The sequence below is a fragment of the Dactylosporangium sp. McL0621 genome (genome assembly GCF_049995355.1).
Taxonomy (GTDB): domain Bacteria; phylum Actinomycetota; class Actinomycetes; order Mycobacteriales; family Micromonosporaceae; genus Dactylosporangium.
The window spans coordinates 11241160-11265109 of the sequence record NZ_CP188259.1 but is presented as its reverse complement, the minus strand read 5'-3'; the positions used below and the strand labels follow the sequence as shown (position 1 = coordinate 11265109).

Genomic DNA, 23950 nt, shown 5'->3' with positions numbered 1-23950 from the left:
AGGCCGTGAACCATAGGCGCAGCCATGACTCGCGCCGGCGCCGGAGCGAAGCGGAGGTGTCGGCGTGAGCGACGTCACACTGCTGACCACGGCCGCCGGATTGGTCGTGCTCGCAGGGCTGTTCGCGATGACCGACGCCGCGCTCAACGTGGTCTCCCCGGCCCGTGCGCACGAGCTCGCCCGCGAGGGCAAGCCCGGCGCCGGGGCGCTCGAGGTGATCGCGGCCGATCCCGCGCGGTACATCAACCTGCTCCTGCTGCTGCGCCTGCTCTGCGAGCTCACCGCGACCACCCTCGTCGCACTGGAGACCGCGGCGGCCGTCGGCGGCCGCCGCGACTGGCTCGCCGCCCTGATCACCGCCGGCGTCATGACCGTCATCAGCTTCGTCGTCGTGGGCGTCGCGCCGCGGACGATGGGGCGCCAGCACGCGTACCACGTCGCCCGCTTCGCCGCCCCGCCGGTGCGCTGGCTCGGCACGGCCCTGGGCCCGCTCGCCCGGCTGCTGATCCTCATCGGCAACGCGGTGACGCCCGGCAAGGGGTACCGCGAGGGCCCGTTCGCCACCACCATCGAGCTGCGCGAGCTCGTCGACATCGCCGAGCAGCGCGGCGTCGTGGAGCACGGCGAGCGCGACATGATCCACTCCGTGTTCGCGCTCGGCACGACCATCGCCCGCGAGGTCATGGTGCCGCGCACCGAGATGGTCTGGATCGAGGCCCACAAGACCGTGCGCCAGGCCCTGATGCTCGCGATGCGCAGCGGCTTCTCGCGCATCCCCGTGGTCGGCGAGAACGTCGACGACGTGCTCGGCATCGCGTACCTCAAGGACCTCGTCCGCCGTACCGCCGGCAACGACACCGGGGCCGCGGAGGTGCCGGTCGCCCAGGCCATGCGCGACGCGACATTCGTGCCCGAGTCCAAGCCGGTCGACGACCTGCTGCGCGAGATGCAGGCCGCGCGCACGCACATGGCGGTGATCATCGACGAGTACGGCGGCACGGCCGGGATCGTGACGATCGAGGACATCCTCGAGGAGATCGTCGGCGAGATCACCGACGAGTACGACGTGGCCGAGCGCCCGCCGGTCGAGGAGCTGCCCGACGGCGCCGTGCGCGTCACCAGCCGCCTGCCCATCGAGGACCTCGGCGAGCTGTTCGACGTCGAGCTGCCCGCCGACGAGGTCGAGACCGTCGCGGGCCTGCTGGCCCAGGCCCTCGGCCGCGTCCCGATCCCGGGCGCGACCGCGGTCGTGGGCGGGCTGGTGCTCGTCGCCGAAGGTACCGCCGGCCGCCGCAACCGCATCGACACCCTGCTCGTCCGCCGGGCCGATCCGGGCGACGAGGACCAGGCCAGCCACGAGACCGAGAGGCAGCACGCCGATGCCTGACCTGTCCGCCGAGGACGCCAAGCTGGTGACCCTGGCCCGCGCGGCCCGAGCCCGCACCGGCGCGGTGGAGGGCGCCGCCGTCCGCGACGGCGACGGCCGCACGTACAACGCCGCGTCCGTCGCCCTGCCGTCGCTCTCGCTCACCGCCCTGCAGCTGGCCGTGGCGTCGGCGGTGTCGTCGGGCGCGACGAAGCTCGAGGCGGCCGCGGTGGTGACGGAGGCCTCGACCCTGGACGGCCTGGGCCACGCGGCGGTGCGCGACGTCTCGCCGGCGGCGCCGATCCACGTGGCCGCCCCGGACGCGAAGGTCTTCACCACCGTCACCGACTGACGCCCACCCGGCGACGAAAGTCCGGCGCCGGCGCGCTCAAGGCGGCAAGGACCAGCGGATCCCGGCTCAGTCCGTCAGGGTCGGGATCACCGGGTTGGGGATGGCGCCTCCGAAGCGGCGGTCGCGCTTGGCGTAGACCTCGCACGCGTACCAGAGGTGGCGGCGGTCGAAGTCGGGCCACAGCGTGTCGACCGAGACGAACTCGGCGTACGCGGCCTGCCAGATCATGAAGTTCGACGTGCGCATCTCGCCCGAGCTGCGGATCATGAGGTCGACGTCGGGCAGGTCGGGCTCGTCCAGGTAGCGGGCGAAGGTCTTCTCCGTGATGCGGTCGGCCTTGAGGCGGCCCGCCTTCACGTCGGCGGCTATGCGCGCCGCGGCGTCGGCCACCTCCGCGCGGCCGCCGTAGTTGACGCACATCGTGAACGTGAGCAGGTCGTTGTGGCGGGTGAGCTGCTCGGCGTGCTCGAGCTCGCCGATGACCGAGCGCCACAGGCGGGGGCGGCGGCCCGCCCAGCGGACGCGGATGCCCATCTCGTGGAACTGGTCGCGGCGGCGGTGGATCACCTCGCGGTTGAAGTTCATGAGGAAGCGGACCTCGTCGGGCGAGCGCTTCCAGTTCTCGGTGGAGAAGGCGTAGGCGCTGACGTACTTCACGCCGAGCTCCAGGGCGCCCTCGATCACGTCGAACAGGGCGGCCTCGCCGGCGGTGTGGCCCGCGGTGCGGGGCAGGCCGCGCTGCTTGGCCCAGCGGCCGTTGCCGTCCATGATGATGGCCACGTGCTGCGGCACGGCCTCCTTCGGCAGCGCCGGGGGGCGGGCACCGGTGGGGTGCACGGACGGCGGGCGGAAGTTCCTGCTCACGAACGTTCCTCTCGGATGGGGCCGGGCGGTTGCGCGGGAATGCGGCGCTCCTCGCGATCCACCAAGGGTAGTGAGCGCAGGGTGCGTTCCAGGTGCCACTGCAGGTGCGCGGCCACGAGGCCGCTCGCCTCGCGCTGATGGACCGGTGACGCGTTGTCGGCCACGGCCCAGTCGCCCTCGGTCAGCGCCGTCATCAGGCCGATCGTCGCCGGGGCGGGGTGGGCCGCGCCCGGGGGGCGGCAGTCGGGGCAGACCGCGCCGCCCGCCGCGATCGAGAAGCCGCGGTGCGGGCCGGGCGTGCCGCAGACGGCGCACTCGCGCAGCGCCGGGGCCCAGCCGGCCGAGCTCATGGCCCGCAGCAGGTACGCGTCGAGCACCAGGCTGCACGCGTGCTCGGCCACGGCCAGCGCGCGCAGGGCGCCCAGGGTCAGCTGGAACAGCCGCAGCGACGGCTCCTGCTCGACGGGGGTGAGCCGCTCGGCGGTCTCGGCGATGGCGCTGGCCACCGTGTACCGCGAGTAGTCGTCCAGGAACCGCCGGCCGAACAGGTCGACGCCCTCCACCTGGCTGATCACGTCGAGGGTGCGCCCCTCCAGCAGCTGTACGTCGATGTGCCCGAACGGCTCCAGGCGCCCCCCGAACTTCGAGGTGGTGCGGCGCACGCCCTTGGCGACGGCGCGGACGCGGCCGTGGTGGCGCGTGAACAGCGTGATGATCCGGTCCGACTCGCCCAGCTTCTGCACCCGCAGCACGACCGCGTCGTCCCGATACAGCTTTCCCCGAAAGCCGGAGCCGCCGGACATCAGAAGCCCAGGCGGCGAAGCTGCTTCGGGTCGCGCTGCCAGTCCTTGGCCACGCGCACGTGCAGGTCGAGGTAGACCCGGCCGCCGATGAGGTCCTCGATCTCCCGGCGGGCCCGCGTGCCGACCTCCTTGAGCCGGCTCGCCTGGTGGCCGAGGACGATCGCCTTCTGGCTGGAGCGCTCGACGTAGATGTCGGCGTAGATGCGGGTCAGGCCGTCCTCGGGGATTACCTCCTCGACGAGCACGGCGATCGAGTGCGGCAGCTCGTCGCGGACCCCGTCGAGGGCCGCCTCGCGGATCAGCTCGGCCATGAGCACCTGCTCGGGCTCGTCGGTGAGCATGTCGTCGGGGTACAGCTGGGGCGAGCGGGGCATGTGGTTGATCATCACGTCGACGAGCGTCTGCACCTGCTCGCCGGAGACCGCGCTCACCGGCACGATGTCGGCGAACTCGCCGAGCTCCTGCACCGCCAGCAGGCGCTTGGCCAGGGTCGCGCGGTCGACCAGGTCGGTCTTGGTCACGACCGCGACCAGGGTCGCCTTGAGCTCGGCGATCTCGCCGCTGATGAACCGGTCGCCGCGGCCGATCTCCTCGTCGGCGGGCAGGCACAGGCCGATCACGTCGACCTCGCTCCAGGTGGCGCGCACGAGGTCGTTGAGGCGCTCGCCGAGCAGCGTGCGCGGGCGGTGCAGCCCGGGCGTGTCGACCAGCACGAGCTGGGAGTCGGGCCGGTGGACCACGCCGCGCACCGTGTGGCGGGTGGTCTGGGGCTTCGGCGACGTGATCGCGATCTTCTGGCCGACGATCGCGTTGGTCAGCGTCGACTTGCCGGCGTTCGGACGGCCGACGAAGCAGGCGAAGCCCGCACGGTACTCACCAGAATTGTGCTGCACGATGGTTCAGCGTACTCAAACCTCCAGCTGCAACTGGCGGGGGCGCTGTGCAGGAGTTGTGGGGACCGGGTGCGAGGCCGCCCGGGCGACCTGGAGCTCCACCGTGCTCTCCACCACGCCCCGCCCCGCCGAGCGCAGCACGATGCGGCCGGGCATGAGCCGGGACAGCGACGTCGGTACCGCACTGCGCTGCTCGGTCGCGAGGATCAGGTGCACCCCGACCGCCTTCCCGCCCGCCGCGACGGCGGTCAGCGCGTCGTTGAGCAGCGGGTCGTGCCCGTCGACGAGCACCAGCACCCGGGCCCCGTCGTGCTCCTCGAGCGCGGCCCGCTCGGCGACGAGCTCGCCGATGGTGCACAGCAGCTTGGCGGTCGCCGCGGCGTCGGCGGCGTCGACGCGGTACACCCGCAGCGCCGCCCCGTCGTAGCGCCGGGCGAACGCGGCCGCCACCGTGTCCAGCAGCGTCGTCTTGCCCGCCCCGGACGGCCCGAAGACCAGCAGGTGCCCGAGCTCGTCGAGGTCCAGCGGCCAGACCTGCACCGCCTGGGAGTTGGGCAGGTCCACCATCCCGATCGGCGCGGCGAACGCGTCCCCGGTCGACTCCGGCAGCTCGTCGAGCTCGTACGTGGCGTCCAGCGGCGCGTGCCAGGCCTTGAGCTGGTCGGGCACCCGCGCCTCCCGGTGCGCCACGGAGATCGCCGCGACCAGGCGCTGCAGGTCGGTGACCTCGCCGTCGTCGGCGGGCGGGGCGGTGGGGGCGGGGGCGGCCGGGCCGGGGTCGTCCTCGAGCTCCGGCACCGGCGTGTGCAGGCCGGACTCGAAGCGCCACTCGGTGACCAGGGTCGGGCCGGCCGAGCGGTCGGCGGGGGAGCGGGCCCCGCCGTACGCGATCTGCACCGCGTCGGGGTCCGACGTCACCGTGCGCACGAACGCGCGGCCGGGCAGCAGCGGGGACAGGTGCGCGGCGTCGGGGCGCTCCAGCACCTCCAGGCTGTCCTGCTCCGTCTCGACCCGCAGCGCGATGCGCAGCGGCGCCTCCGCGCGCAGGTCGTCGTCGACGGCGCCGGCCGGGAAGGCGGTGGACAGCAGCAGATGTACCCCGGCCGTCCGCCCCCGCCGCGCCAGCTCCCGCAGCCCGGTGACGAACTCCGGCGGCACGGTGGTGAGCTCGGCCACGACGATGAGCAGGTTGGCCGGGGCCGCGGCCGGGTGCCGGCGCTCCATCTCGACGATGTCCTTGACGCTGTGCCGGCGCAGGACCGCCTCCCGCCGGCGCACCTCGGCCCCGAGAGAGACCAGAACCCGCCGGGCGGCGTAACCAGGGTCAGGGGCCCAGTCGTCGCCGGTGAACAGCCCCACGGTGTGCGGCAGCTCGGTGCACTCGGCGAACGTGGTGCCGGCCGCGTCGACGAGCACGAACGTGAGCCGGTTGGCCGGGTACGTCGCCGCCAGCGCGGCCAGGTAGGAGCGCAGCAGCCAGGCCCGGCCCGAGCCCGGGGTGCCCGCGATGATGCCGTTGGGCCCGTCGCGGCGCAGGTCGACCACCAGCGGGCCGGTGCCGCCGAACCCGATCGGGGCGGCCAGGCCGCGGTCGCGGGTCGAGGGCACCCAGCGCTTCACGATCGCGCTCGGGGCCGGCTCCCCGCCGAGGCCGAGGACTTCGCCCAGCGGCGCGATGCGGGGCGCGGCGCCGCCGGCCGCGTCGCGGTTGGCGGCCAGGACGTGCGCGACCCGGTCGGCGACCGCCGCGCCGATCCCGTCGCCCTCCAGCGCGACCACCCCGGCCGGCAGCGCCCGGGCGCTGCCGGCCGCGGTGAGCAGGCTGATGCCGCCCCGGGGCCCGTCCTCGACGAGGCGGGCGAGGGCGTCCGGCGGTACCGAGTCCGGGTCGGGCAGGACCACGACGACGTGCGGGACGAACTGCTCGGCGATCGCGTGCCGGCCGAGCCGCCGCTGCCGCAGCAGGGCCTCGACCAGGCCCAGCACCCGCCGGCGATCCTCCTCCTGGGCGGCCACGGTGCGGGCGCCGGGCGCGAACGCCGCGGTCAGCGTGCGGGTGTGCGGCAGCCAGCCGGTCCAGCGCCAGTGCTCGGCCTCCTCCGGCGTGGCCAGCACGACCAGGGCCAGGTCGTTCGGGCCGGCCAGGGTGGCCAGCTGCACGACCCAGGAGCGCAGCACGGCCCGGCGGGTCTCCTCGTCGCCGAGGGCGCCGAGGGCGCCGAGGGCGCGCAGGTCGGCCTCGACGGGGACGTCGGGGTCGACGGAGTACCGCTGCCGCAGCTGCGCGATCCGGTCGGTGTGCGCGATGTCGAAGTCGCCGGTGGTCGCCGCCTGCTCGAAGCGCAGCCGGCTCGGCTGGTCGGCGGTGGCGATGCGCAGCGTGAGGAAGTCCCGGTCGTCGGGGCGGCGGGCCGGCTTCTCCTGCCGGTCGGCCGCCCGGGCCAGGTGCGCCACGCTGGGCGCCTCGGCCCGGCGCGCCTCCACGACGGCCCGGTGCTTGATGGCGGCGTCGGCCTCGGCCCGCTCCATGGCGTCCGCGAACTCGGCGGTGGGGTCGGCGGCCCGGCGGCGCAGGCCGAGACGGCGGCGTTTGGGCGGCTGCGGTACCACCGGAAGCCACACCGCCGGCGGGGGCCCCTTGGGCGCGGGCGCCTCCGCAGGCACCTCCTCGACCGTGACGAGCGTGGCCCCGAGCCGCAGCAGCTGCCCGCCGGCCAGCGTCACCGTCCCGGTCAGCGGCTCGCCGTCGAGCCGGGTGCCGGCCGGGGAGCGCAGGTCGGTCGCGGCCACCTCGTGGCTGCCGATGCCCAGGTGCAGGTGGCGCCGCCCGGCCGAGGCGTCGGTGAGCACCAGGTCGCTCGCCGGGTCGGTGCCGATCACGAACTCGCCCGGGGCCAGCGGCACCCAGATCCCGGCGTCCGGGCCGGCCAGCACCAGCAGCTCGAAGCGGTGCCCCTCGACCCGTGCCGGCCGCTCGGGGCGCTGCTCGGGCGGGGCCAGCAGGACCGTGTCGCCGCAGCGCAGCCCCTGGTCGCCCAGCGGGCGGTTCGGGTCCAGCCGGCGGCCGGTGCGGGCCAGCCAGGCCCACGTGGTCTGCTGCGGCCGTTCGGCCGGGTCCAGCAGGCCCAGCAGGGCGGCGATGAGGTCGGCGACCGCGCCGCCCGGGTCGGCTCGCAGCCGGACCGTGCGATCCAGCGTCGCCGACGAGTCGCGCCTCGTCACTCGCACGTCGATCAGCAGGTCCATCGACCGGCCCCCTTCTTCCCGCGCAGCAGATCCGTCGTCGGTCTCCAGAAAGCCTGGTGGCGGGGCGGACGCACTGCGAGGCTCCGTCCTCGACAGTAAGCGCCGCAACGCCGAGTGGATCGCATCGACGCGCGCCAGGATTTCGTGCTATACGCGAGTAAAACGGGTGGAACGGTGCGTGGGTTACCCTCCTGGACCATGACGGTGCGAGTCGCGATGTGGTCAGGGCCCCGCAACATCTCCACGGCGATGATGCGCAGCTTCGGCGCGCGGCCCGGCACGGTCGTCGTCGACGAGCCGCTCTACGCCCACTACCTGGCCGCGACCGGCCTGGCGCACCCGGGCCGGGAGGAGATCCTGGCCTCCCAGCCGCAGGGGTGGGCGGACGCGGTCGCCGGGCTGCTGGCGCCCGTGGACGCCGCGGTGTTCTACCAGAAGCACATGACCCACCACCTGCTGCCGGAGGTCGGGCGGGACTGGCTGGCGCGGGTGAGCAACGCGTTCCTGATCCGCGACCCGGCCGCGGTCGTGGCCTCCTACGCCAAGGTGCGCGGCGAGCCGACGCTGGAGGACCTCGGGTACCCGCAGCAGGCCGAGATCTTCCGCGCGTACGGCGGGCCGGTCGTCGACGCCGCCGACGTGCTGCGCGATCCGGCCGGCACGCTGGGCGCCCTGTGCGCGGCGCTCGGGCTGGCCTGGGACCCGGCGATGCTGTCCTGGCCGGCCGGGCGGCGCGCCACGGACGGGGTGTGGGCGCCGCACTGGTACGCCGCGGTCGAGCGCTCCACCGGCTTCGGGCCCTACGACCCGGCCCCGGCCGAGGTCCCCGCGCACCTGCGGCCGCTCGTGGACCGGGCCCGGCCGCTGTACGAGGAGCTCGCCGCGGCGGCGCTGCGCTCCTAGGGGCTGTGTTGAAGTGGATGGCCGGGCTGCGGCGGACTCAGACGCCGCCGGGAACCGTAGCGGTCACACCCCGATACAACCCCGGTATCGGGGCGCGCCCGGCGCGGCCCCAGCCGACGCCTGAGCCTCGCCTCGCTCCGACCCCCACTTCGACACAGCCCCTAGACCGGGACGGCGTTCTCGCGGGCGTGGGCGCGGTACAGCTCCGCGATCTGCCGGGTCACCGGGCCCACCTTGCCCTCGCCGATCGGGCGGCCGTCGATCGCGACCACGCCGGCGATCTCGCCCATGGTGCCGGTGCAGAAGACCTCGTCGGCGGTGTACATCTCCACCTGGGCCAGGTCGCGCACCCGCACCGGCAGCGGCGCGATCCGCAGGACGGTGTCGCGCGTGATGCCCTCCGGGCAGGCGACCGCGTGCGGGGTCATCAGCTCGCCGCCGGCGACCGCGAACAGGTGGGTGGCGTTGGTCTCGGCGACGAAGCCGCGCGCGTCGAGCATCATCGCGTCGTCGGCGCCGGCCACGTTCGCCTCGATCTTGGCCAGGATCGAGTTGAGCAGGTTGTTGTGGTGGATGCGCGGGTCGAGCACGTCCGGGGACGGCCGGCGCACGCTGCTCGTCACGAGGGTGAGGCCGGTGGTGTCGTACACCGGCGCCTTGAACTCGGCGAGCACGATCAGCGTGCAGCCGGAGCGGTTGAGCCGCGGGTCCATGCCGCTGGTGACCTTCACGCCCCGGGTCAGGGTGAGCCGGACGTGCACCCCGTCGCGCATGTCGTTGGCGGTCAGGGTCTCGCGCAGGGCCGCGATGATCTCGGCGTCGGCCGGGATGCCCTCGAAGCCCAGCGACAGGGCCGAGCGCCGCAGCCGCGTCAGGTGCTCGTGCAGGCCGAAGACGCCGCCGTCGTACAGTCGCAGCCCCTCCCACACCGCGTCGCCGCCCTGCACGACGGAGTCGAACGGGGAGATGCCCGGCTCGTCGCGGTGCCGGAGCGTGCCGTTGACCCAGTACCGGAGGCCGGCGTTGCGTGCGTCGTACCGCTGCAGCATTTCAGTCCTTGTCCTTTGCGGTGTCGCCGAGCGCGATGAGCAGCTCGCGGAGCCGGTCGGCCGCCTCGGCCACCAGGGTCGCGTCGGCGGCGGCGAAGAGGCGGGCCTGCGCGCCGGTGACGGCCCGCACGATCTTCTCGGCCGCCGCGACGCCGGGCTCGCTCAGCCGCACCCAGGCGACCCGGGCGTCGGCGGGGTCGGCCGCGCGCTCGATGAGCCCGTCCTGCTGCAGCCGGCGCAGCACGTTGCTGATCCCGCCGGAGGTCAGCAGCAGGCCGGCGGCGAGCTCGGAGGGCTTGAGCGCGTAGGGCGGCCCGGCCCGGCGCAGCGCCGAGAGCACGTCGAACTCGGCCGGGGTGAGCCCCATGGCCGCGGTCTCGTGGCGCACGGCCTCCTGCAGCCGGCCGGCCAGGCGGTGCACGCGCTTGCCCAGCTCCATGGACGGGCCGACGACGTCGGGCAGCTGCTGCCGCCACTCGTCGACGATCGACTCGACGTGGTCCCTGGGCATGGGTACGAGACTAATAGGGCCCTTCGGGGTTCCGAAGGGCCCTACCGTCTAGTGGCCGGCGCAGCAGGGCCGGTTGTTCGGTGGTTCGAAGGGCACCAGGACCCCGTTGCGGGCGAACTGGGTGACGAGCGTCAGCACGCCGTCACGCCAGACCGGCCGCACGAAGTCGCGGGTGTCCACGAGCATCTCCGGCACCGCCGCCAGGCCGCCGAGGATCACGACCTTCTCGATCGCCGAGCCGGCCAGGATGGCCGAGACCGGGATCGTGCCCTTGAGCCCCTCGTGACCCGCGAACGCCACCTGGCGGGCGCCCTCCGGCGGGGCCTCGGTGCCGACCTCGACCTGGCCGCCGGCGAAGTACGTGAACGCGGCGCGGCCTTCCGTCAGGATGTGGTGGTCCGCCGCCTGGACGTCGGGGAACGGCATTACCGGGGGAGGATCCAGATCGGGTTCGCGTAGAACCAGAGGTCCTTCCACGGGTCGGCGTCGCCGAGGACGTCGATCGCCGGGCCGGTCGGGTCGATCGCCGCGCCAAGGTAGCCCGGCGCCGTGCGGTTGCCGTCGGTGCCGCGCAGCCGCACGTAGAACGGCTGGTCGGCCACGCCCAGGTCGTAGGTGAACGACACGGTCCCGGTCGACTTGTTGACCTCGAACGACTTGACGACCTTGGTGTCCGGCGCCTTGAACGTGTCCTTGTCGGACACGGCACCCTTGACGGCGCCGCGGATGACGTCGACACGGGCCAGGGTCGGCACGAAGTTCGCCCAGTTCGGCGTGTTGGCCAGGTTGATCCGGATGACCAGCTCGGCGCTCTGGCCGCGGCGCAGCATCAGCGAGTCGCCCAGGGTCACGCCGACCGGCGAGCCCTTGACGCGCACCTGCACGTCGAGGTCGCTGATCAGGCCGCCGTGGTCGACCCAGACCCGGCCGGCGCGCAGGCCCGCCATGACCGCGGCGTAGGCGAAGTTGCTCGCGCCGACGTGGGTGCGGCTGTAGTAGCCCGGCCAGAAGTCACCGGTGGTGAGGTTGGTCGGCTGGCCGTACACCGGGTCGAAGTGGTACCCGTTGGTGGCGAAGTCCGTGTTGTCGGGGCGCTTCGCCGTCTCCTCGTAGACGACGTGCGAGTCCGAGTTCGCGGTGATCCACCACGGCTTGCCCTCGGCCAGGAGGCTGTCCCAGAGGCCGCCGACGGTCGCGGTCATCCAGTCGAAGCCGCCCCAGGTGCGGTAGCTCTCCGGCGGGTAGGCCGCGAACGAGTTCGCGTTGGGGGCGTTCTCGTAGAAGCCGCGGCCGGCGCCGGCGCCGTTGGGCTTGGCGATGCCGGCGGCCTGGTGGCCCGGCGCGCCCTCGAAGCCGATCGCGATCTGCGGGTTGGCGTCGCGCCAGCCGCGGATCTCGTGCGGCGAGTCGACGCCGTTGCGGGCCGGGTGGTTGGCCAGGAACAGCGCGTCCTGGACCCGCCGCTTGGTGACCTGGTCGCCGAGGAACTTGATGCCGGCGATGGCCAGGGCCTCGGTGACGTTGGCCGGGTTGACCGCGCCCTGGACCGAGCCGTCGAACGTGCCCTCGAACTCCTTGAGCACGGCGAGCTCGTTGGCGCCCGGGTGCACGAAGACGGTGCCGTGCTCCGCGGCCGGGATGTTCCACTCCAGGCCCTGGAAGACCAGCATGTCCTTGAAGTCGTCGCGGGCCTCGCGGATCAGCGGGTTGACCTTGTCGACGCCGATCTTGGAGTGCTGGACGCTGCCGTGGTCGGTGATGACCATCCAGTCCAGGCCGTAGGCGGAGGCGTGCCGCACGTGGTCGGAGACCCGGTACATGGCGTCGCTGGAGAACTGGGTGTGGATGTGGTGGTCGCCCGCCAGCCACTTGTAGCTGCGCGCCGTCGGGCGGCTGTGCCCGTGGCGGTCCCAGCCGTCGAAGTCGTGGTGGTCGTTGTCGTCGTGCGCGTGCGCGACGCCGGCGTTGGCGAGCGCACCGCCCGCGGCGGCCGCCGCTCCGAGCAGGCCCGCCCGGCGCAGGAAGCCGCGCCGGGAGACGTCGCCGGGGGAGAGCTCGCTGTCCGGGATCGAGGCGTCGAGCACCGCGGGGACGTCGCCGGCGGCCTGCGGCATGTCCTCGTGGTGGTGATGATGGCCGTGACCCATGAAGGCTCCTCAGCAGAGTTAGATGGTCCTCATGGGCGACCCTCGACCGCACGGGCGAACAACAGGTAGCGATATGCCTATGCCCGCGCGAACTTCAGCAAGATCACAGCCGCCGCGAGGGTGAGGCCGAGGGTCACCACCAGCGCATCCATCCAGCCGAATCGCGTGTCCCGGGCGATCGTGCGCGGTCCGGCACGGTCGAACCCGCGCGCCTCCATGGCCGTGGCCAGCCGGATGCCCCGCCGGATGGCCGCCACCAGCAGGCCGAAGAGCGTGGAGAAGGGCCCGGCGGCGGTACCGCGGGCACGCCGGGCCAGCCGGATCAGCCGGTACTCCCCGGCCAGCAGCGGCGCCAGGCGCAGCGCGGCCAGGGCGCCGATCGCGAACCGGGGCGGGACCCGCAGGTGGGCGACGAGCGAGTCGGCGAGGTCGGTCGGGTCGATGGTGGCGAAGACCACGAAGCCGGGCAGCCCGACCGCGAGCAGCCGCAGCGCGTAGCCGACCGCGTTCGCGCGCACGTCGAGCCCGGCGAGGTGGGCGACGACCGGCGAGTCGCGGGCCCCGAGGAGCACCGTGAACAGGAAGATCCCGGTGGCGGAGAGCAGGATCGGCCAGCCCCGCCGCCACAGGGTCGCCGGCCCGAGCCCGGTGAAGGGCAGCAGCACCAGCAGCGCGCCGATGACGGTCAGCGAGGCGACCGGGTCGAGGGTGGTGACGACGGCCGCGGTGACCAGCAGCGCGGCGGCGAGCTTGGCGGTCGCGTCGCGGCGGGCGAGCCAGGTCATCGTCCCAGCTCCAGCCGTCGGTCGCCGATCGCCGCCACGAGCTGCGGGTCGTGGGTCACCAGCACCAGGGCCCGGCCCTCGTCGCGCAGGTCGGCCAGCAGGGTCACCAGCTCGCGCCAGGTCCGCAGGTCCTGCCCGAACGTCGGCTCGTCCAGGACCAGCACCCGCGGGGCGGCGGCGAGGGCGGTCGCGACGCTGAGCCGGCGCTGCTCGCCCCCGGAGAGCGTGAAGGGGTTGGCCAGGGCCAGGCGGTCGAGGTACAGCCGCTGGAGCAGCTCGTCGACCGTCGCCTCCGGCGCGCCCCCCAGGGCCAGTTCGGCCCGGACGGTGCTGGTGACGAACTGGTGCTCCGGGTTCTGGAACACCGAGCCGATCCGGGCGGCCAGGCTGCGCGCCCGCCAGCGGTGCGGCGGGCGGCCCGCGTCCCGGCCGGCCAGCGCGGCCGCGGCCACCACCCGCCCGCCGGACGGCCGCGTCAGGCCGCCGAGCAGCAGCGCCAGGGTGGTCTTGCCGGCGCCGTTGGGGCCCTCGACGGCGAGCGCCTGGCCCGCGAGGACGGCCTCGTCGACCGTGTTGGCGGTGTGCGGCAGGGCCAGCCGCTCGGCGGTGAGCAGGGCCTCGCCGGGGGCGGAGGCGGCCCGGCGGGACGGCAGCGGGGCGCCGGGGGTCCAGACGGCGCCCGCGTCGTCGCCGATCACGATCGTGCGGTCGACCAGGGGCAGGGCCTCGTCGACGCGGTGCTCGACCAGCACCAGGGTCGCGTCGAGATCCTGGATGACCTTGGCGATGGCGGTGCGGACGAGCTGCGCCCCGTCCGGGTCGAGGTTCGCGGTCGGCTCGTCGAGCAGCAGCAGCCCGGGCCGCAGCGCGATGACCCCGGCGATGGCCAGGCGCTGCTGCTCGCCGCCGGAGAGCTCGGCGGTACCGCGGCCGCGGTCATAGGGGAACCCGACGGCCGTCAGCGCCGCGTCGACCCGCGGCCAGATCTCGGACCGGGGCACGCCCCGGTTCTCCAGGCCGAAGGCGACGTCGTCGCCGGCCCGGCTCATCACGAGCTGGGTCTGCGGGTCCTGGAAGACGATCCCGGTCTCGCCGCGCGCCTGCCGCGCGGGGCGCCCGTCGAGCAGGACCTCGCCCTCCTGCTCGCCGGAGTCCTCGGCGAGCAGGCCGGCGAGCGCGGCGAGCAGGGTGGACTTGCCGGCCCCGGAGGCGCCCAGCAGCAGTACCCGCTCGCCGTGCTCGATGCGCAGGTCGAGGTGGCGGACCGCCCAGGCCTTGCGCCCGGCGTGCCGCCACCCGAAGTTCCTGAGCTCGACCGTGCTCACTCAGATTGCTACGCGTTCCCGCCCGGACGGGAACCGGTCCAGCACGCCCGTCCGCGCCAGCGCGCGCTGCAGCGCCCAGCTGCCGGCCCCGGCGACGACCGCGCCGCTGGCCACGACCAGCGCGGCGTAGGTCCACTTCTGCCCGGCGGTGAACGTGTCGCCGTAGTACACGCTCAGGTCGAACAGCGCCGCCCCGGCGCCGGACAGCGCGCCCGCGACGAGCGCATTGCCCAGCTTGTACCCGCGGTAGCCGGTCGCGGCGAAGCCGAACTCGCCGCCGATGCCCTGCACCAGGCCGGACACGACGACGGTGAGCCCCCAGGCCGAGCCGAAGAGCGCCGAGACGATCGCGGCCACGAGCTCGGTGTACAGCCCGGCGCCGGGCTTGCGGATCACGAGCGGCCCGAGGACCGCGGGGATGAGCCACACGCCGTAGATCACCGCGCGCCACGGCAGCGCGAAGCTGTCCAGCGCGTTCCACAGGTTGTTCCAGGCGTAGAACACCCCGGCGAAGGCGACGGCGATGATGGACGCGACGACGATGTCGACGGTCCGCCAACGAGTCTGCATTGTTGGATACCTCCCAGTTCAGGCGAACCAGAAGGAGACGCGACGCCGCACCGCCGGGGTACGGCGGCATGGCGTGCTGGCGTGAGGTGACCGAGCTCCCTGCGCTGGCATTACCCAGATCAGGTTCGAGGGTCTGCGGGGCCGGTTTGACGCGGCCGCCGCACTCTCAGCGCTGTGCGCTCCCCTGTCGGATGTGCAGTTGTTTCCCGACGGTAACAGTGAACGTCGTCTGCTCGTAGTCTCGGGTCATGAAAATCACGGCGCGCTCGCTCACGTTCGATGTGTTCGACGGCGGCCCCGAGGACGGCGAGCCGGTGCTGCTGCTGCACGGCTTCCCGCAGCACAGCGGCGAGTGGGCGGACGTCGCCCCGCGGCTGCACGCGGCCGGGCTGCGCACCTACGCCCTCGACCAGCGGGGCACCTCGCCGGGCGCCCGGCCCGCGGAGGTCGAGGCCTACCGGATCACCGAGTGCGCCCTGGACGTGGTCGCCGTCCTCGATGCGCTGGACATTCCGGCGGTACACCTGGTGGGGCACGACTGGGGCGCCATCTGCGCCTGGCACGTGGCGCTGCGGCACGCCTCCCGGGTGCGCACGCTCACCGCGGTTTCGGTGCCGCACCCGCACGCCTCGGCCTACGCGTACGCCAACGATCCGGACCAGAAGGAGCGCTCGGCGTACATCAAGCTCTTCCGGCAGCCGGGGAAGGCCGAGGAGGTGCTGCTGGCCGACGGCGGGCGGCGGCTGCGGGCAATCTTCGCCCCGCTGGCCCACGCCGACGCCGACGCCTACGTGCGGGCCCTGCTCGAGCCGGGCGCGCTGACCCCGGCGCTGAACTGGTACCGCGCGATGAGCCCCCTCGACCTGGTCGGCCTCGGCCCGGCGACGGTCCCGACCACGTATGTCTGGAGCGACGGCGACGTGGCGATCGGCCCGACGGCGGCCCGCGCCTGCGCCTCCTACGTCGCGGGGGACTACCGGTTCGTCCCGCTCGCCGGGATCAGCCACTGGATCCCCGATGAGGCGCCCGCCGAGGTAGCCGCGGCGATTGTCGGCATAGTCAACGCTACTCGCGGGTAATAACCTGGAGGTTCAGGAGCGTCCACCTGGGGGTGTCCATGGTTTCGACGTCGGTGCGCGCGGAACGCGAGGCGCGCAAGGTCATCGAGGAGAACCGCGAGACCGAGTGGAGGAAGCCCAGCTTCGGCAAGGAGCTCTTCCTCGGCCGGCTCCGCCTCGATCTCATCGACCCGCTGCCGGAGCTCGACCCCGCCGCCGAGGCCCGCGGCGTCGAGTTCCGCGAAAAGCTCACCGCCTACGTCGAGACCGTCGACGGGCAGCAGATCGAGCGCGACGCGCGCATCCCCGACGAGGTGCTCCGCTCCCTCGGCGAGCTGGGCGCGTTCGGGATGAAGATCGACCAGAAGTACGGCGGGCTGGGCCTGACGAACCTCGACTACTGCCGCGCGCTCATGCTCGTCGGCTCGGTCAACCCGTCCATCGGCGCGCTGCTGTCGGCGCACCAGTCGATCGGGGTACCGCAGCCGCTCAAACTGGTCGGCAACGACGAGCAGAAGCAGCGGTTCCTGCCGCGGCTGGCCGCCGGCGAGGTCTCGGCGTTCCTGCTCACCGAGCCGGAGGTCGGGTCGTACCCGGCCAACCTGCGCACCGCCGCGGTGCCCACCGAGGACGGCGACTACCTGCTCAACGGCGTGAAGCTGTGGGCCACCAACGGCACCCTGGCCACGCTGTACGTGGTCATGGCGCTGGTCCCGAAGAGCGAGGGTCACAAGGGCGGCATCACCGCGTTCGTGGTCGAGGCCGACGCGCCCGGTGTGACGATCGAGCGCCGCAACGCGTTCATGGGCCTGCGCGGCCTGGAGAACAGCGTGACCCGCTTCCACGACGTACGGGTGCCGGCGGCCAACGTCATCGGCGGCGAGGGCAAGGGCCTGCGCATCGCGCTGAGCACGCTCAACACCGGCCGGCTGTCGCTGCCGGCGATGTGCGTCGGGGCCGGCAAGTGGTGCCTCGGCGTAGCCCGCGAGTGGGCCGCCGAGCGGGTCCAGATGGGCCGCCCGATCGGCACGTACGAGGCGATCGCCAAGAAGATCGCGTTCATCGCCGGCTCGACCTACGGCATGGAGGCCATGCTCGAGGTCTCCTGCCGCCTCGCCGACGACAACCGCAACGACATCCGCATCGAGGCCGCGCTGGTCAAGCTGTACGCCTCGGAGCTGGCCTGGAAGGTCGCCGACGAGCTCGTACAAATCCGCGGCGGCCGCGGCTACGAGACCGCCGACTCCCTGGCCGCCCGCGGCGAGCGGGCCGTGCCGGCCGAGCAGATCCTGCGCGACCTGCGCATCAACCGCATCTTCGAGGGCTCGACCGAGATCATGCACCTGGCCATCGCCCGCGAGGCGGTGGACGCCCACCTCTCCGTGGCGGGTGACATCATCGACCCCGAGGCGGGCCTGGGCCGCAAGGCGAAGGCGGCCGGGAAGGCCGGCGGCTTCTACGCCAAGTGGCTGCCGACCCTGGTCACGGGCAAGGGCCAGCTGCCGGGCGGCTTCGCGGACTACGGCCCGCTGGCCGTCCACCTGCGCTACGTGGAGCGCGCGTCGCGCCGCCTGGCCCGCGAGACCTTCTACGCGATGGCGCGCTGGCAGGGCAAACTGGAGCACAAGCAGGGTTTCCTGGGCCGCGTGGTCGACATCGGCGCGGAGCTGTTCGCGATGTCGGCGGCGTGCGTGAAGGCGCGCACGGAGCTGGCGGCCCGGCCGGAGGGTCTGGAGCTCGCGGACCTGTTCTGCCGCCAGGCGGCGCTGCGCGCGGATGCGCTCTTCCACGACCTGTGGACCAACGCGGACTCGGTGGAGTTGTCGGCGGCCAAGCGTGTTCTGGCCGGGCGGTACCTCTCGCTGGAGGAGGGCGTCGTGGCGGCGCCGTCTGATGGGTCTACTACGTCTACCTGGTCGCCGGGTCCCTCTGCTGAGCAGGATGTGCGGCGGCGGTTCTGAGTTTTTGTTCGCTGGGCGGCTCCCGGGCTTTTCTTTGTGCTCGGGGGCCGCTTTTTTCGATATGTCGGGCGCTTCGCGCCGCGACATATCGGATTTTTCGCCTGACGGGGTTTATGTCGGCTTACTTGGACTTTGGGACTGACAATCGACGCTCGGCCGATGGTGGCGGGAGCTTGCGCTCCCGCAATGTGTAAGCGTGGTCCTGGTTCGTTGTTGCGTGCGGTTATTCCTCTTGGCCGTGGTTTGCCGGCGGGTTCGTGCGGGTCGTCATTCGGTGGTCCCGGATTTGTGCGCTATATGAAGTGGGGCAGCGTTGTTCGGGGGTGGGTTGGGATAATTGTGGGGTGGTGGGGCAGATATCGTTGTTCAGTCGGGCGCAAGTGGCTGCTATGCGGGATCGGACTCGGGCGCGGAATTGGTCGCCTTCTCAGGATGCGTTTCGGCGGGAATGCAAGGAGCGTCGCTACTGGGGGTTGAAGCGACGGTATGCGGAGAAGCTTCGGCGGGAATTTGGCAGTGAGGCGGCTGGGTATGCGAGCTTCGCTCGGCGGGCGGCTGAGGCGAAGGCGAACTACGAGCAGCGGGCTGCTCTTGCGTCAGGCGGGTCGGCTCCGGTGGTTGAGCAGGCCGAATGCCCGATCCCGTCGGTCCCGCAGGTTGAGCAGGCTAGGTGCGCGGTCCCGCCGGTCCCGCCGGCAAGGTGCGCGGTCCCGCCGGTCCTGCCAGTCCCGCAGGTCGAGCAGGCCAGGTGCGCGGTCCCGCCGGTCCTGCCAGCTGAGGAGGTCAGGTGCGCGGTCCCGCCGGTGCTGCCAGCTGAGGAGGTCAGGTGCGCGGTCCCGCCGGTCCTGAGGAGGTCAGGTGCGCGGTCCCGCCGGTCCTGCCAGCTGAGCAGGCTAGGTGCGCGGTTCCGCCGGTCGCGCCAGCGGGGAAGGCCGAATGCCCGGTTCCGCCGTCCGAGCAAGCCGCAGATCCAGTCCCGCCAGTTCCGCAGGAGCAGGTCAGCGCCGACAATCACAGCGAACCCGCGCCGACCCGGCCTCATATGTCAAAAACGGCACCACGATCGCGCACGGTCCGCCAATGCCTCAAGCGGCGGAACAATCAACCGCAACTCGCCCCGGCCGGCGCGGACATCAACCGAATTCCCCGCCGACGCAACTATAACAAAGCCCCGCCCGAAGCGCCGACCGCCGATTCGTTCGCGACGCTTAAGCGAACCTTGTGAGCGATCCACGGTGTCGAAACCGCGCGGGAGCATGACCCGCTCGTACGCGGCGACCGCCTCCGGCAATGGTGCGCTCCGCAGCGAACCGGCCAGCGTTGCCGCGTCCTGCAAGGCGGTGTTCGCGCCCACTCCGCCCGTCGGGGGCGTGGTGTGGATCGCGTCGCCCAGCAGGGTTACCGCGCCGGACGGCCATGGGTCCACTCGCTCGCCCGCGCGGATCGTAGCCGGTCACCGGGTGGCCGAAGTGTACGACGTCGTCCAGGCCGGTCAGCAGGGCCCGGCGCAGCTGGCGACCACCACGCTGCCGCACGTGATCGAGCCGCTGTGCGGTGCCGATCCCCGCTCACCGGAGTTCGTGACGCACTACGCGGACCAGGTCGCCGCGCTCACGGAGCTCCTGACCTCAGCGCAGGCCGAGTGAGCGCAGCTCCAGGCGCGCCAGCGCCTCGACGGTGTCGGGGTCGCCGCGGCGCCACTGGGCGGCCACCTCGGGGTCGATGCCCACGAGGCGCTTGAGCGGCTGGGTGGCCAGGGCGCGCAGGGCCAGCAGGTCGCGGCCCGCCGTCGCGGTGCGCAGCCGCGCGGCCGAGGCGGCCCGGCGCGCCCACCGGATGCGCAGCGGCAGCCACACGCCGACGACGAGCACGATCGGCAGCACGACGACGACCACGGAGAGGATCCACGCGAGGTTGTTGACGATCTCCTGCTGGTCCCGGCCGGCGTTGGCGAGCGAGTTGGCGGCCTCCGCGGCGTCCTTGAACGGGGCCGCGATCGAGTCGCCGACGCCGGGCACCTTGTTGATTTTGTCGCCGGCCGAACTGAGGTTCGAGGCCAGCCCGTTGCCGGCGCCCTCGAGCTTCCGGCCGGGCACCGCCAGCTTCTGGATGAGGTCGAACAGGGCCATCCCGACCCGGATCCAGGCGTACACCCAGACGACGACGAGCGCGTCGGTGAGCAACTGCCGGATGGCGGCGGGGGCGCGGTCGGCATAGAGCTTCATGGCTTCAGCGTGGCGCACCGGCCCGCTCGGCGCAGCGCTCGTAAACCCTCGGACTACTGCAGCGCGTCGTAGAACGAGTCGGGCGCCTGCTCGACCGTCGCCGAGTCGGGGCGGTTGATGGTGATCGTCTTGCTGCCGAAGTCCGCGAATGCCGCCGTCGTCGTCGAGGCGGGGGCGGTGCCCACGGGCGGGGTGTGGGTGACCAGCTCGGTGACGTACCCCCCGGCGTTGACCTTCGCCTCGAAGGGAACGCTCTTGAGCGCCTCGCTCGCGCCCGCGGAGGCGGTGAGCGGGTTCCTGGTCTTGTCGAGGGTGCCGCTGAACGCGCCCGGGCCGGTCCGCGTCACGGTCACGATCTCGTCGCCGATCGAGCCGAGGCCGGTCGGGCTGCCCGTCGCGTCCAGGCCGAGCTTGGACAGCGACTTGACCTTGCCGAGGTCCAGGTGCGCCCAGCGGTCGGTGGTCAGGCCGGTGACCTTGAGGTACAGGTCCGGGCCGACCAGCACCGCCGCGATGTCGATCTTCCGGTCGGTGGTGAGCAGCTCGGCCTGGTAGGCGGTCGCCTTCTGCTTCGGGTCGGCCGCGCCCTCGCCGTGCATCGTGCCGAGGGTGCCGAGGTCGGAGTCGATCGTGAACGACATCGTGGACTGGTTGGTCTTCGCGACCGCCGCGCGGAACACCGACGCCGGGTCGGTCGCCGCGGGGGCGGCGCTGGCCGGCGCCGCGGAGCCGGGCGATGCCGGTTCGGCGGAACCGGTACATCCGGTGAGCCCGAGCACCGCCACCAGCGCCACGGCGGCGAGGCGGTCAGCCCTCACGCGCGTGGCTGACGGCGTCGGCGACGATGTGCGCGATGTGCTCATCGATCAGAGCGTAGGCGATCTCGCGACCCCGTCGCGAACCGCGCACGACCCCGGCCCCGCGCAGCACGCGCAGGTGCTGGGACACGAGCGGCTGGGGCGCGCCGAGCGTCTCGACCAGCTCGTGGACGCAGCGGGGCCCGCCCGCGAGCTCGGTGACGATCCGGATGCGCAGCGGGGCGGAGAGCGCCTTGAGCAGCTCCCCGGCGGCCTCGTAGCCGTCGTGCGGGTGCTCAGGCGACGACACTGGCCTCGACCTCTTCGGTCTCGGCGGCGCTGCGGTGGCGGGCCCGGCGGGCGGCCCGCACGGCGGCGACGCCGACGGTCACGCCGAAGAAGCCGGCGATCGCCAGCAGCACGACGGTGGCGCCCGGCCCGGTGTCGATCGCGGTGGACAGCCACACGCCGAGGCCGGAGACGAGCACGCCGATCCCGACGGCGGTCAGCATGGTGGCGCGGAAGCCGCGGGTGACCTGCTGGGCCGTCGCCACCGGCACCACCATGAGCGCGCTGACGAGCAGCAGCCCGACGGCCCGCATGGCGACGGTGACGGTGACCGCGGTGGTGATCGCGAGGATGAGGTTGAGGGTGCGCACCGGCAGGCCGGAGACGCGGGCGTACTCCTCGTCGTGGCAGACCGCGAAGAGCCACGGCCGCAGCAGGATCGCCACCGTGAGCACGGCGACGCCGAGGATCAGCATGACGGTCAGGTCCTGCCGGCTGGTCGTGAGCGGGGAGCCGAAGAGGTACGTCACCAGGCTCCGGCTGCTCTGCTCGTCGGACAGGTTCACCAGGACCACGCCGCCGGAGATGCCGCCGTAGAAGAGCATGGACAGCGCGATGTCGCCGGAGGTGCGGCCGCGCTCCCGGACCAGCTCGATGACCACGGCCCCGGCCGCGGCGGCGAGCACCGCCATGATCACGGGGGACCGGTGCAGCAGCAGGCCGAGCCCGACGCCGGTGAGGGCGACGTGCCCGAGCCCGTCGCCGATCAGCGAGAGCCGCCGCTGCACCAGGTAGGTGCCGATCGCGGGCGCGGACGCGCCGGTGATGAGCGCCCCGAGCAGGGCGCGGACCATGAAGTCGTACGCGAAGATGCTCATCAGGCCGCCGCGACGTGCGGAGGCACCGGGCCGTGGCCGTCGGCGTGCGGGTGCACGTGGTCGTGGTCGGTCGGCGGGGCGCCGTCGTGCACGATCTCGCCGCGGCTGACCACGACCGCGCGGGTGATGAGCGGGCGCAGCGGCCCGAGCTCGTGGGCGACGAAGACGACGGTGCCGCCCTGGGTCACGAACCGGCGCAGGCACCCGGCGAACAGCTCCTGGCTGACCGCGTCGACGCCGGCCGTCGGCTCGTCGAGCACCAGCAGCTCCGGCCCGCCGGCCAGCGCGCGGGCGATGAGCACCCGCTGCTGCTGCCCGCCGGAGAGCACCGAGACGGGCTCGCGGGCGCGGTCGGCCAGCCCGACCCCGGCGAGGGCGTCGGCCACGGCGCGGCGGTCGGCGGCGGAGGCGGGGCGCAGGAACCCGCGGCGGGCGAGCCGCCCCTCGGCCACGACCTCCCCGACGGTCGCGGGCACGCCGGAGCCGGCCCCGACGCGCTGCGGGACGTAGCCGATGCGGTGCCAGCCGCGGAAGCGCCGCAGCGGGGTGCCGAAGAGCCGCACCTCGCCGCCGGCCAGCGGGGCCAGCCCCATCGACGCCTTCACGAGGGTGGACTTGCCCGACCCGTTGGCGCCGAGGACGGCGACCACCTCGCCGGCGCGCACCGACAGCGACACCCCGTCGAGCACGGGCCGGCCATCGTAGGCGACGACCGCCCGTTCGACCTGGAGAACCACCCTCCGAGCGTGCCCGATAATGGGAATCGTTGTCAACTTGCCTTGTACGCCACCGCCGCGATCAGCAGCGCCAGGATGAGCACGCGGGGGACCCGCACCGGCGGCGGCGTGACCTTCCACGTCCTGCTCAGCAGCCAGATGAGGCCGGCGGCCAGCACCAGCAGCACCGCGGCCCCCACGATCCCCGGCAGCCACAGCCCGAGGAAGACCAGCGCCGCGGTGGCGAGGAAGGCGGCCGTCTTGTTCATCCGGGAGAGGCGGAAGAGCACACGCTCGGTCATGGGGCTGGGAGTCCTTCCGTATGCTCGGCGGCATGCTCGTGATGACCAGGTTCGTCGTCGAGGAGGACGACGGCTTCGCCGGACGTGCCCACGACGCGCTCGCCGCCCTGGCGGCCTGCCCAGGGTACCTTCGCGGCCGCCTCGGACGTGCGTTCGACGATCCACGCCACTGGAGCATCGTCACCGAGTGGGCGTCCGTGGGGGCCTACCGGCGCGCACTGTCCAACTACGACGTCAAGGTGCACGCCACCCCGCTGCTGGCCCAGGCGCTCGACGAGCCCTCGGCGTTCGAGGTGCTGGCCGAGAGCGCCCCGGGGGGCGAGCTCACGGTCACCGCCAGTGACCGGGCCTGAAGCGCGCACGGTTGGATAGGCTGAACGCCATGATGCCGCCGCAGGTCGGCCCGCCACCCCTCTGGGAGCAGCCCGACGAGGTCCCGCCGCCGCCGCGCGGGCCGGGCGTGGTCGCGCCCTTCGCCTCGCCGCCGCGCGACCGTGACCTGCGCGGGCTGTGGTGGGGGCTGGGCATCGGCGGGCTGATCCTCGTGCTGTGCTGCGTCGGCGGCGTGGTCGGCGTCACCATGCTGCTGCCCTACGCGGACTCGATCGGCAAGAGCCAGGTCGCCGCCGTCGTCGAGGACTACCTGACCGCCGTGCGCGACGAGGACTACGCCACCGCGCGGCGCCTGCTCTGCGACGACCAGCAGCGCACCCACTCGCTGGGCTGGTTCGAGGACCACTTCGGCTCGACCCCGGTCACCGACTTCACGGTCGACGCGGACAACGTGACGATCAGCAACACGATCACGGTCCCGGCCCGGGTGCGCGAGCAGACGACCTGGGTGGACCGGCGCTACACCATGGAGCAGGCCGGCACCCGGTACCTGATCTGCGGGGGAGTCGACTGAGCGC

At 73.2% G+C, this 23950-nt stretch carries 26 protein-coding genes and 1 riboswitch; of the genes, 8 read left to right on the top strand and 18 right to left on the bottom strand.

Annotated features, from left to right (window positions below; genetic code table 11):
* Positions 1-64 precede the first annotated feature (64 nt).
* Together ACPPVO_RS53335 and ACPPVO_RS53330 are read left to right on the top strand one after the other, a co-directional pair.
* The gene (locus tag ACPPVO_RS53335; RefSeq protein ID WP_426507089.1) at positions 65-1387 is read left to right on the top strand and encodes a hemolysin family protein; all 1323 of its coding nucleotides are present in this window, start codon (positions 65-67) and stop codon (positions 1385-1387) included.
* Positions 1380-1718: a cytidine deaminase gene (locus tag ACPPVO_RS53330; protein WP_360381794.1), complete on the top strand. Its 339-nt coding sequence runs from the start codon at positions 1380-1382 to the stop codon at positions 1716-1718. Before ACPPVO_RS53335 ends, ACPPVO_RS53330 begins: the two co-directional genes overlap by 8 nt.
* Before the next feature lie 66 nt (positions 1719-1784).
* Here ACPPVO_RS53330 and ACPPVO_RS53325 read toward each other — a convergent pair whose 3' ends face one another.
* The 4 genes from ACPPVO_RS53325 to ACPPVO_RS53310 are packed head-to-tail and all read right to left on the bottom strand — an operon-like array spanning position 1785 to position 7524.
* On the bottom strand, positions 1785-2582 hold the full coding sequence (locus ACPPVO_RS53325) for an isoprenyl transferase (RefSeq protein WP_426507087.1): 798 nt from the start codon (positions 2580-2582) through the stop codon (positions 1785-1787).
* Positions 2579-3385 carry a DNA repair protein RecO gene (gene recO / locus ACPPVO_RS53320; RefSeq protein WP_426507085.1) on the bottom strand — a complete coding sequence of 269 codons (807 nt, stop codon included), beginning with the start codon at positions 3383-3385 and terminating at the stop codon, positions 2579-2581. Before recO ends, ACPPVO_RS53325 begins: the two co-directional genes overlap by 4 nt.
* Positions 3385-4278 carry a GTPase Era gene (era, locus tag ACPPVO_RS53315; RefSeq protein ID WP_426507083.1) on the bottom strand — a complete coding sequence of 298 codons (894 nt, stop codon included), beginning with the start codon at positions 4276-4278 and terminating at the stop codon, positions 3385-3387. The genes recO and era overlap by 1 nt, the downstream gene beginning before the upstream one ends.
* Positions 4279-4293: 15 nt before the next feature.
* Entirely contained in the window at positions 4294-7524 is a 3231-nt protein-coding gene (locus tag ACPPVO_RS53310) for an FtsK/SpoIIIE domain-containing protein (RefSeq protein WP_426507082.1), read from the bottom strand.
* A gap of 198 nt (positions 7525-7722) precedes the next feature.
* Here ACPPVO_RS53310 and ACPPVO_RS53305 point away from each other — a divergent pair, with 198 nt between their 5' ends.
* Complete coding sequence (locus ACPPVO_RS53305; RefSeq protein WP_426507080.1) at positions 7723-8427, top strand: HAD family hydrolase; 705 nt, start codon at positions 7723-7725, stop codon at positions 8425-8427.
* Positions 8428-8588: 161 nt separating this feature from the next.
* Here the strand turns inward: ACPPVO_RS53305 and ACPPVO_RS53300 are convergent, their stop codons facing one another.
* From ACPPVO_RS53300 to ACPPVO_RS53270, 7 genes are all read right to left on the bottom strand, one after another.
* Complete coding sequence (locus tag ACPPVO_RS53300; protein ID WP_426507078.1) at positions 8589-9476, bottom strand: aminotransferase class IV; 888 nt, start codon at positions 9474-9476, stop codon at positions 8589-8591.
* A gap of 1 nt (position 9477) precedes the next feature.
* Positions 9478-9987, bottom strand: coding sequence for a MarR family winged helix-turn-helix transcriptional regulator (locus tag ACPPVO_RS53295; protein ID WP_426507077.1), 510 nt, complete (start codon positions 9985-9987; stop codon positions 9478-9480).
* 48 nt (positions 9988-10035) lie between these two features.
* On the bottom strand, positions 10036-10413 hold the full coding sequence (locus ACPPVO_RS53290; RefSeq protein WP_426507076.1) for a hypothetical protein: 378 nt from the start codon (positions 10411-10413) through the stop codon (positions 10036-10038).
* Positions 10413-12134, bottom strand: a complete 1722-nt coding sequence (locus ACPPVO_RS53285; RefSeq protein WP_426507075.1) for a PHP domain-containing protein — start codon at positions 12132-12134, stop codon at positions 10413-10415. Before ACPPVO_RS53285 ends, ACPPVO_RS53290 begins: the two co-directional genes overlap by 1 nt.
* Positions 12135-12211: 77 nt before the next feature.
* Positions 12212-12919: an energy-coupling factor transporter transmembrane component T family protein gene (locus ACPPVO_RS53280; RefSeq protein WP_426507074.1), complete on the bottom strand. Its 708-nt coding sequence runs from the start codon at positions 12917-12919 to the stop codon at positions 12212-12214.
* The gene (locus ACPPVO_RS53275) at positions 12916-14244 is read right to left on the bottom strand and encodes an ABC transporter ATP-binding protein (RefSeq protein WP_426507072.1); all 1329 of its coding nucleotides are present in this window, start codon (positions 14242-14244) and stop codon (positions 12916-12918) included. The genes ACPPVO_RS53280 and ACPPVO_RS53275 overlap by 4 nt, the downstream gene beginning before the upstream one ends.
* Complete coding sequence (locus ACPPVO_RS53270) at positions 14245-14814, bottom strand: ECF transporter S component (RefSeq protein WP_360381812.1); 570 nt, start codon at positions 14812-14814, stop codon at positions 14245-14247.
* Between the two features lie 78 nt (positions 14815-14892).
* A riboswitch (TPP riboswitch) is annotated at positions 14893-15010 on the bottom strand.
* A gap of 52 nt (positions 15011-15062) precedes the next feature.
* Between ACPPVO_RS53270 and ACPPVO_RS53265 the strand changes: the two genes are divergently transcribed.
* Both ACPPVO_RS53265 and ACPPVO_RS53260 read left to right on the top strand, forming a co-directional pair.
* On the top strand, positions 15063-15893 hold the full coding sequence (locus ACPPVO_RS53265) for an alpha/beta fold hydrolase (protein ID WP_426507069.1): 831 nt from the start codon (positions 15063-15065) through the stop codon (positions 15891-15893).
* Positions 15894-15946: 53 nt separating this feature from the next.
* A complete protein-coding gene (locus ACPPVO_RS53260) occupies positions 15947-17833 on the top strand; it encodes an acyl-CoA dehydrogenase family protein (RefSeq protein WP_426507067.1) in 1887 nt (628 codons plus the stop codon).
* 1045 nt (positions 17834-18878) lie between these two features.
* Here the strand turns inward: ACPPVO_RS53260 and ACPPVO_RS53255 are convergent.
* Positions 18879-19259, bottom strand: a complete 381-nt coding sequence (locus ACPPVO_RS53255) for an FAD-dependent oxidoreductase (RefSeq protein WP_426507065.1) — start codon at positions 19257-19259, stop codon at positions 18879-18881.
* Between the two features lie 34 nt (positions 19260-19293).
* Between ACPPVO_RS53255 and ACPPVO_RS53250 the strand changes: the two genes are divergently transcribed.
* Positions 19294-19479, top strand: coding sequence for a hypothetical protein (locus ACPPVO_RS53250; protein WP_426507064.1), 186 nt, complete (start codon positions 19294-19296; stop codon positions 19477-19479).
* Here ACPPVO_RS53250 and ACPPVO_RS53245 read toward each other — a convergent pair.
* Genes ACPPVO_RS53245 through ACPPVO_RS53220 form a run of 6 tightly spaced genes read right to left on the bottom strand, consistent with a single transcriptional unit; the run spans position 19462 to position 23039 of the window.
* A complete protein-coding gene (locus ACPPVO_RS53245) occupies positions 19462-20058 on the bottom strand; it encodes a hypothetical protein (protein ID WP_426507062.1) in 597 nt (198 codons plus the stop codon). The genes ACPPVO_RS53250 and ACPPVO_RS53245 overlap by 18 nt on opposite strands.
* A gap of 53 nt (positions 20059-20111) precedes the next feature.
* Positions 20112-20876 (bottom strand): hypothetical protein, encoded by a 765-nt coding sequence (locus tag ACPPVO_RS53240; RefSeq protein WP_426507060.1) that lies wholly within the window; start codon positions 20874-20876, stop codon positions 20112-20114.
* A complete protein-coding gene (locus tag ACPPVO_RS53235) occupies positions 20866-21165 on the bottom strand; it encodes an ArsR/SmtB family transcription factor (protein WP_360381822.1) in 300 nt (99 codons plus the stop codon). The genes ACPPVO_RS53240 and ACPPVO_RS53235 overlap by 11 nt, the downstream gene beginning before the upstream one ends.
* The gene (locus ACPPVO_RS53230) at positions 21152-22021 is read right to left on the bottom strand and encodes a metal ABC transporter permease (RefSeq protein ID WP_426507058.1); all 870 of its coding nucleotides are present in this window, start codon (positions 22019-22021) and stop codon (positions 21152-21154) included. The genes ACPPVO_RS53235 and ACPPVO_RS53230 overlap by 14 nt, the downstream gene beginning before the upstream one ends.
* Positions 22021-22758, bottom strand: a complete 738-nt coding sequence (locus ACPPVO_RS53225; RefSeq protein ID WP_426507056.1) for a metal ABC transporter ATP-binding protein — start codon at positions 22756-22758, stop codon at positions 22021-22023. Before ACPPVO_RS53225 ends, ACPPVO_RS53230 begins: the two co-directional genes overlap by 1 nt.
* A 32-nt stretch (positions 22759-22790) precedes the next feature.
* Positions 22791-23039: a DUF6703 family protein gene (locus ACPPVO_RS53220; RefSeq protein ID WP_426507054.1), complete on the bottom strand. Its 249-nt coding sequence runs from the start codon at positions 23037-23039 to the stop codon at positions 22791-22793.
* Between the two features lie 32 nt (positions 23040-23071).
* Here ACPPVO_RS53220 and ACPPVO_RS53215 point away from each other — a divergent pair, with 32 nt between their 5' ends.
* Both ACPPVO_RS53215 and ACPPVO_RS53210 read left to right on the top strand, forming a co-directional pair.
* Positions 23072-23392, top strand: coding sequence for an antibiotic biosynthesis monooxygenase family protein (locus tag ACPPVO_RS53215; RefSeq protein ID WP_426507052.1), 321 nt, complete (start codon positions 23072-23074; stop codon positions 23390-23392).
* Between the two features lie 29 nt (positions 23393-23421).
* Positions 23422-23946, top strand: a complete 525-nt coding sequence (locus tag ACPPVO_RS53210) for a hypothetical protein (RefSeq protein WP_426507050.1) — start codon at positions 23422-23424, stop codon at positions 23944-23946.
* The last annotated feature ends 4 nt before the right edge of the window (positions 23947-23950 follow it).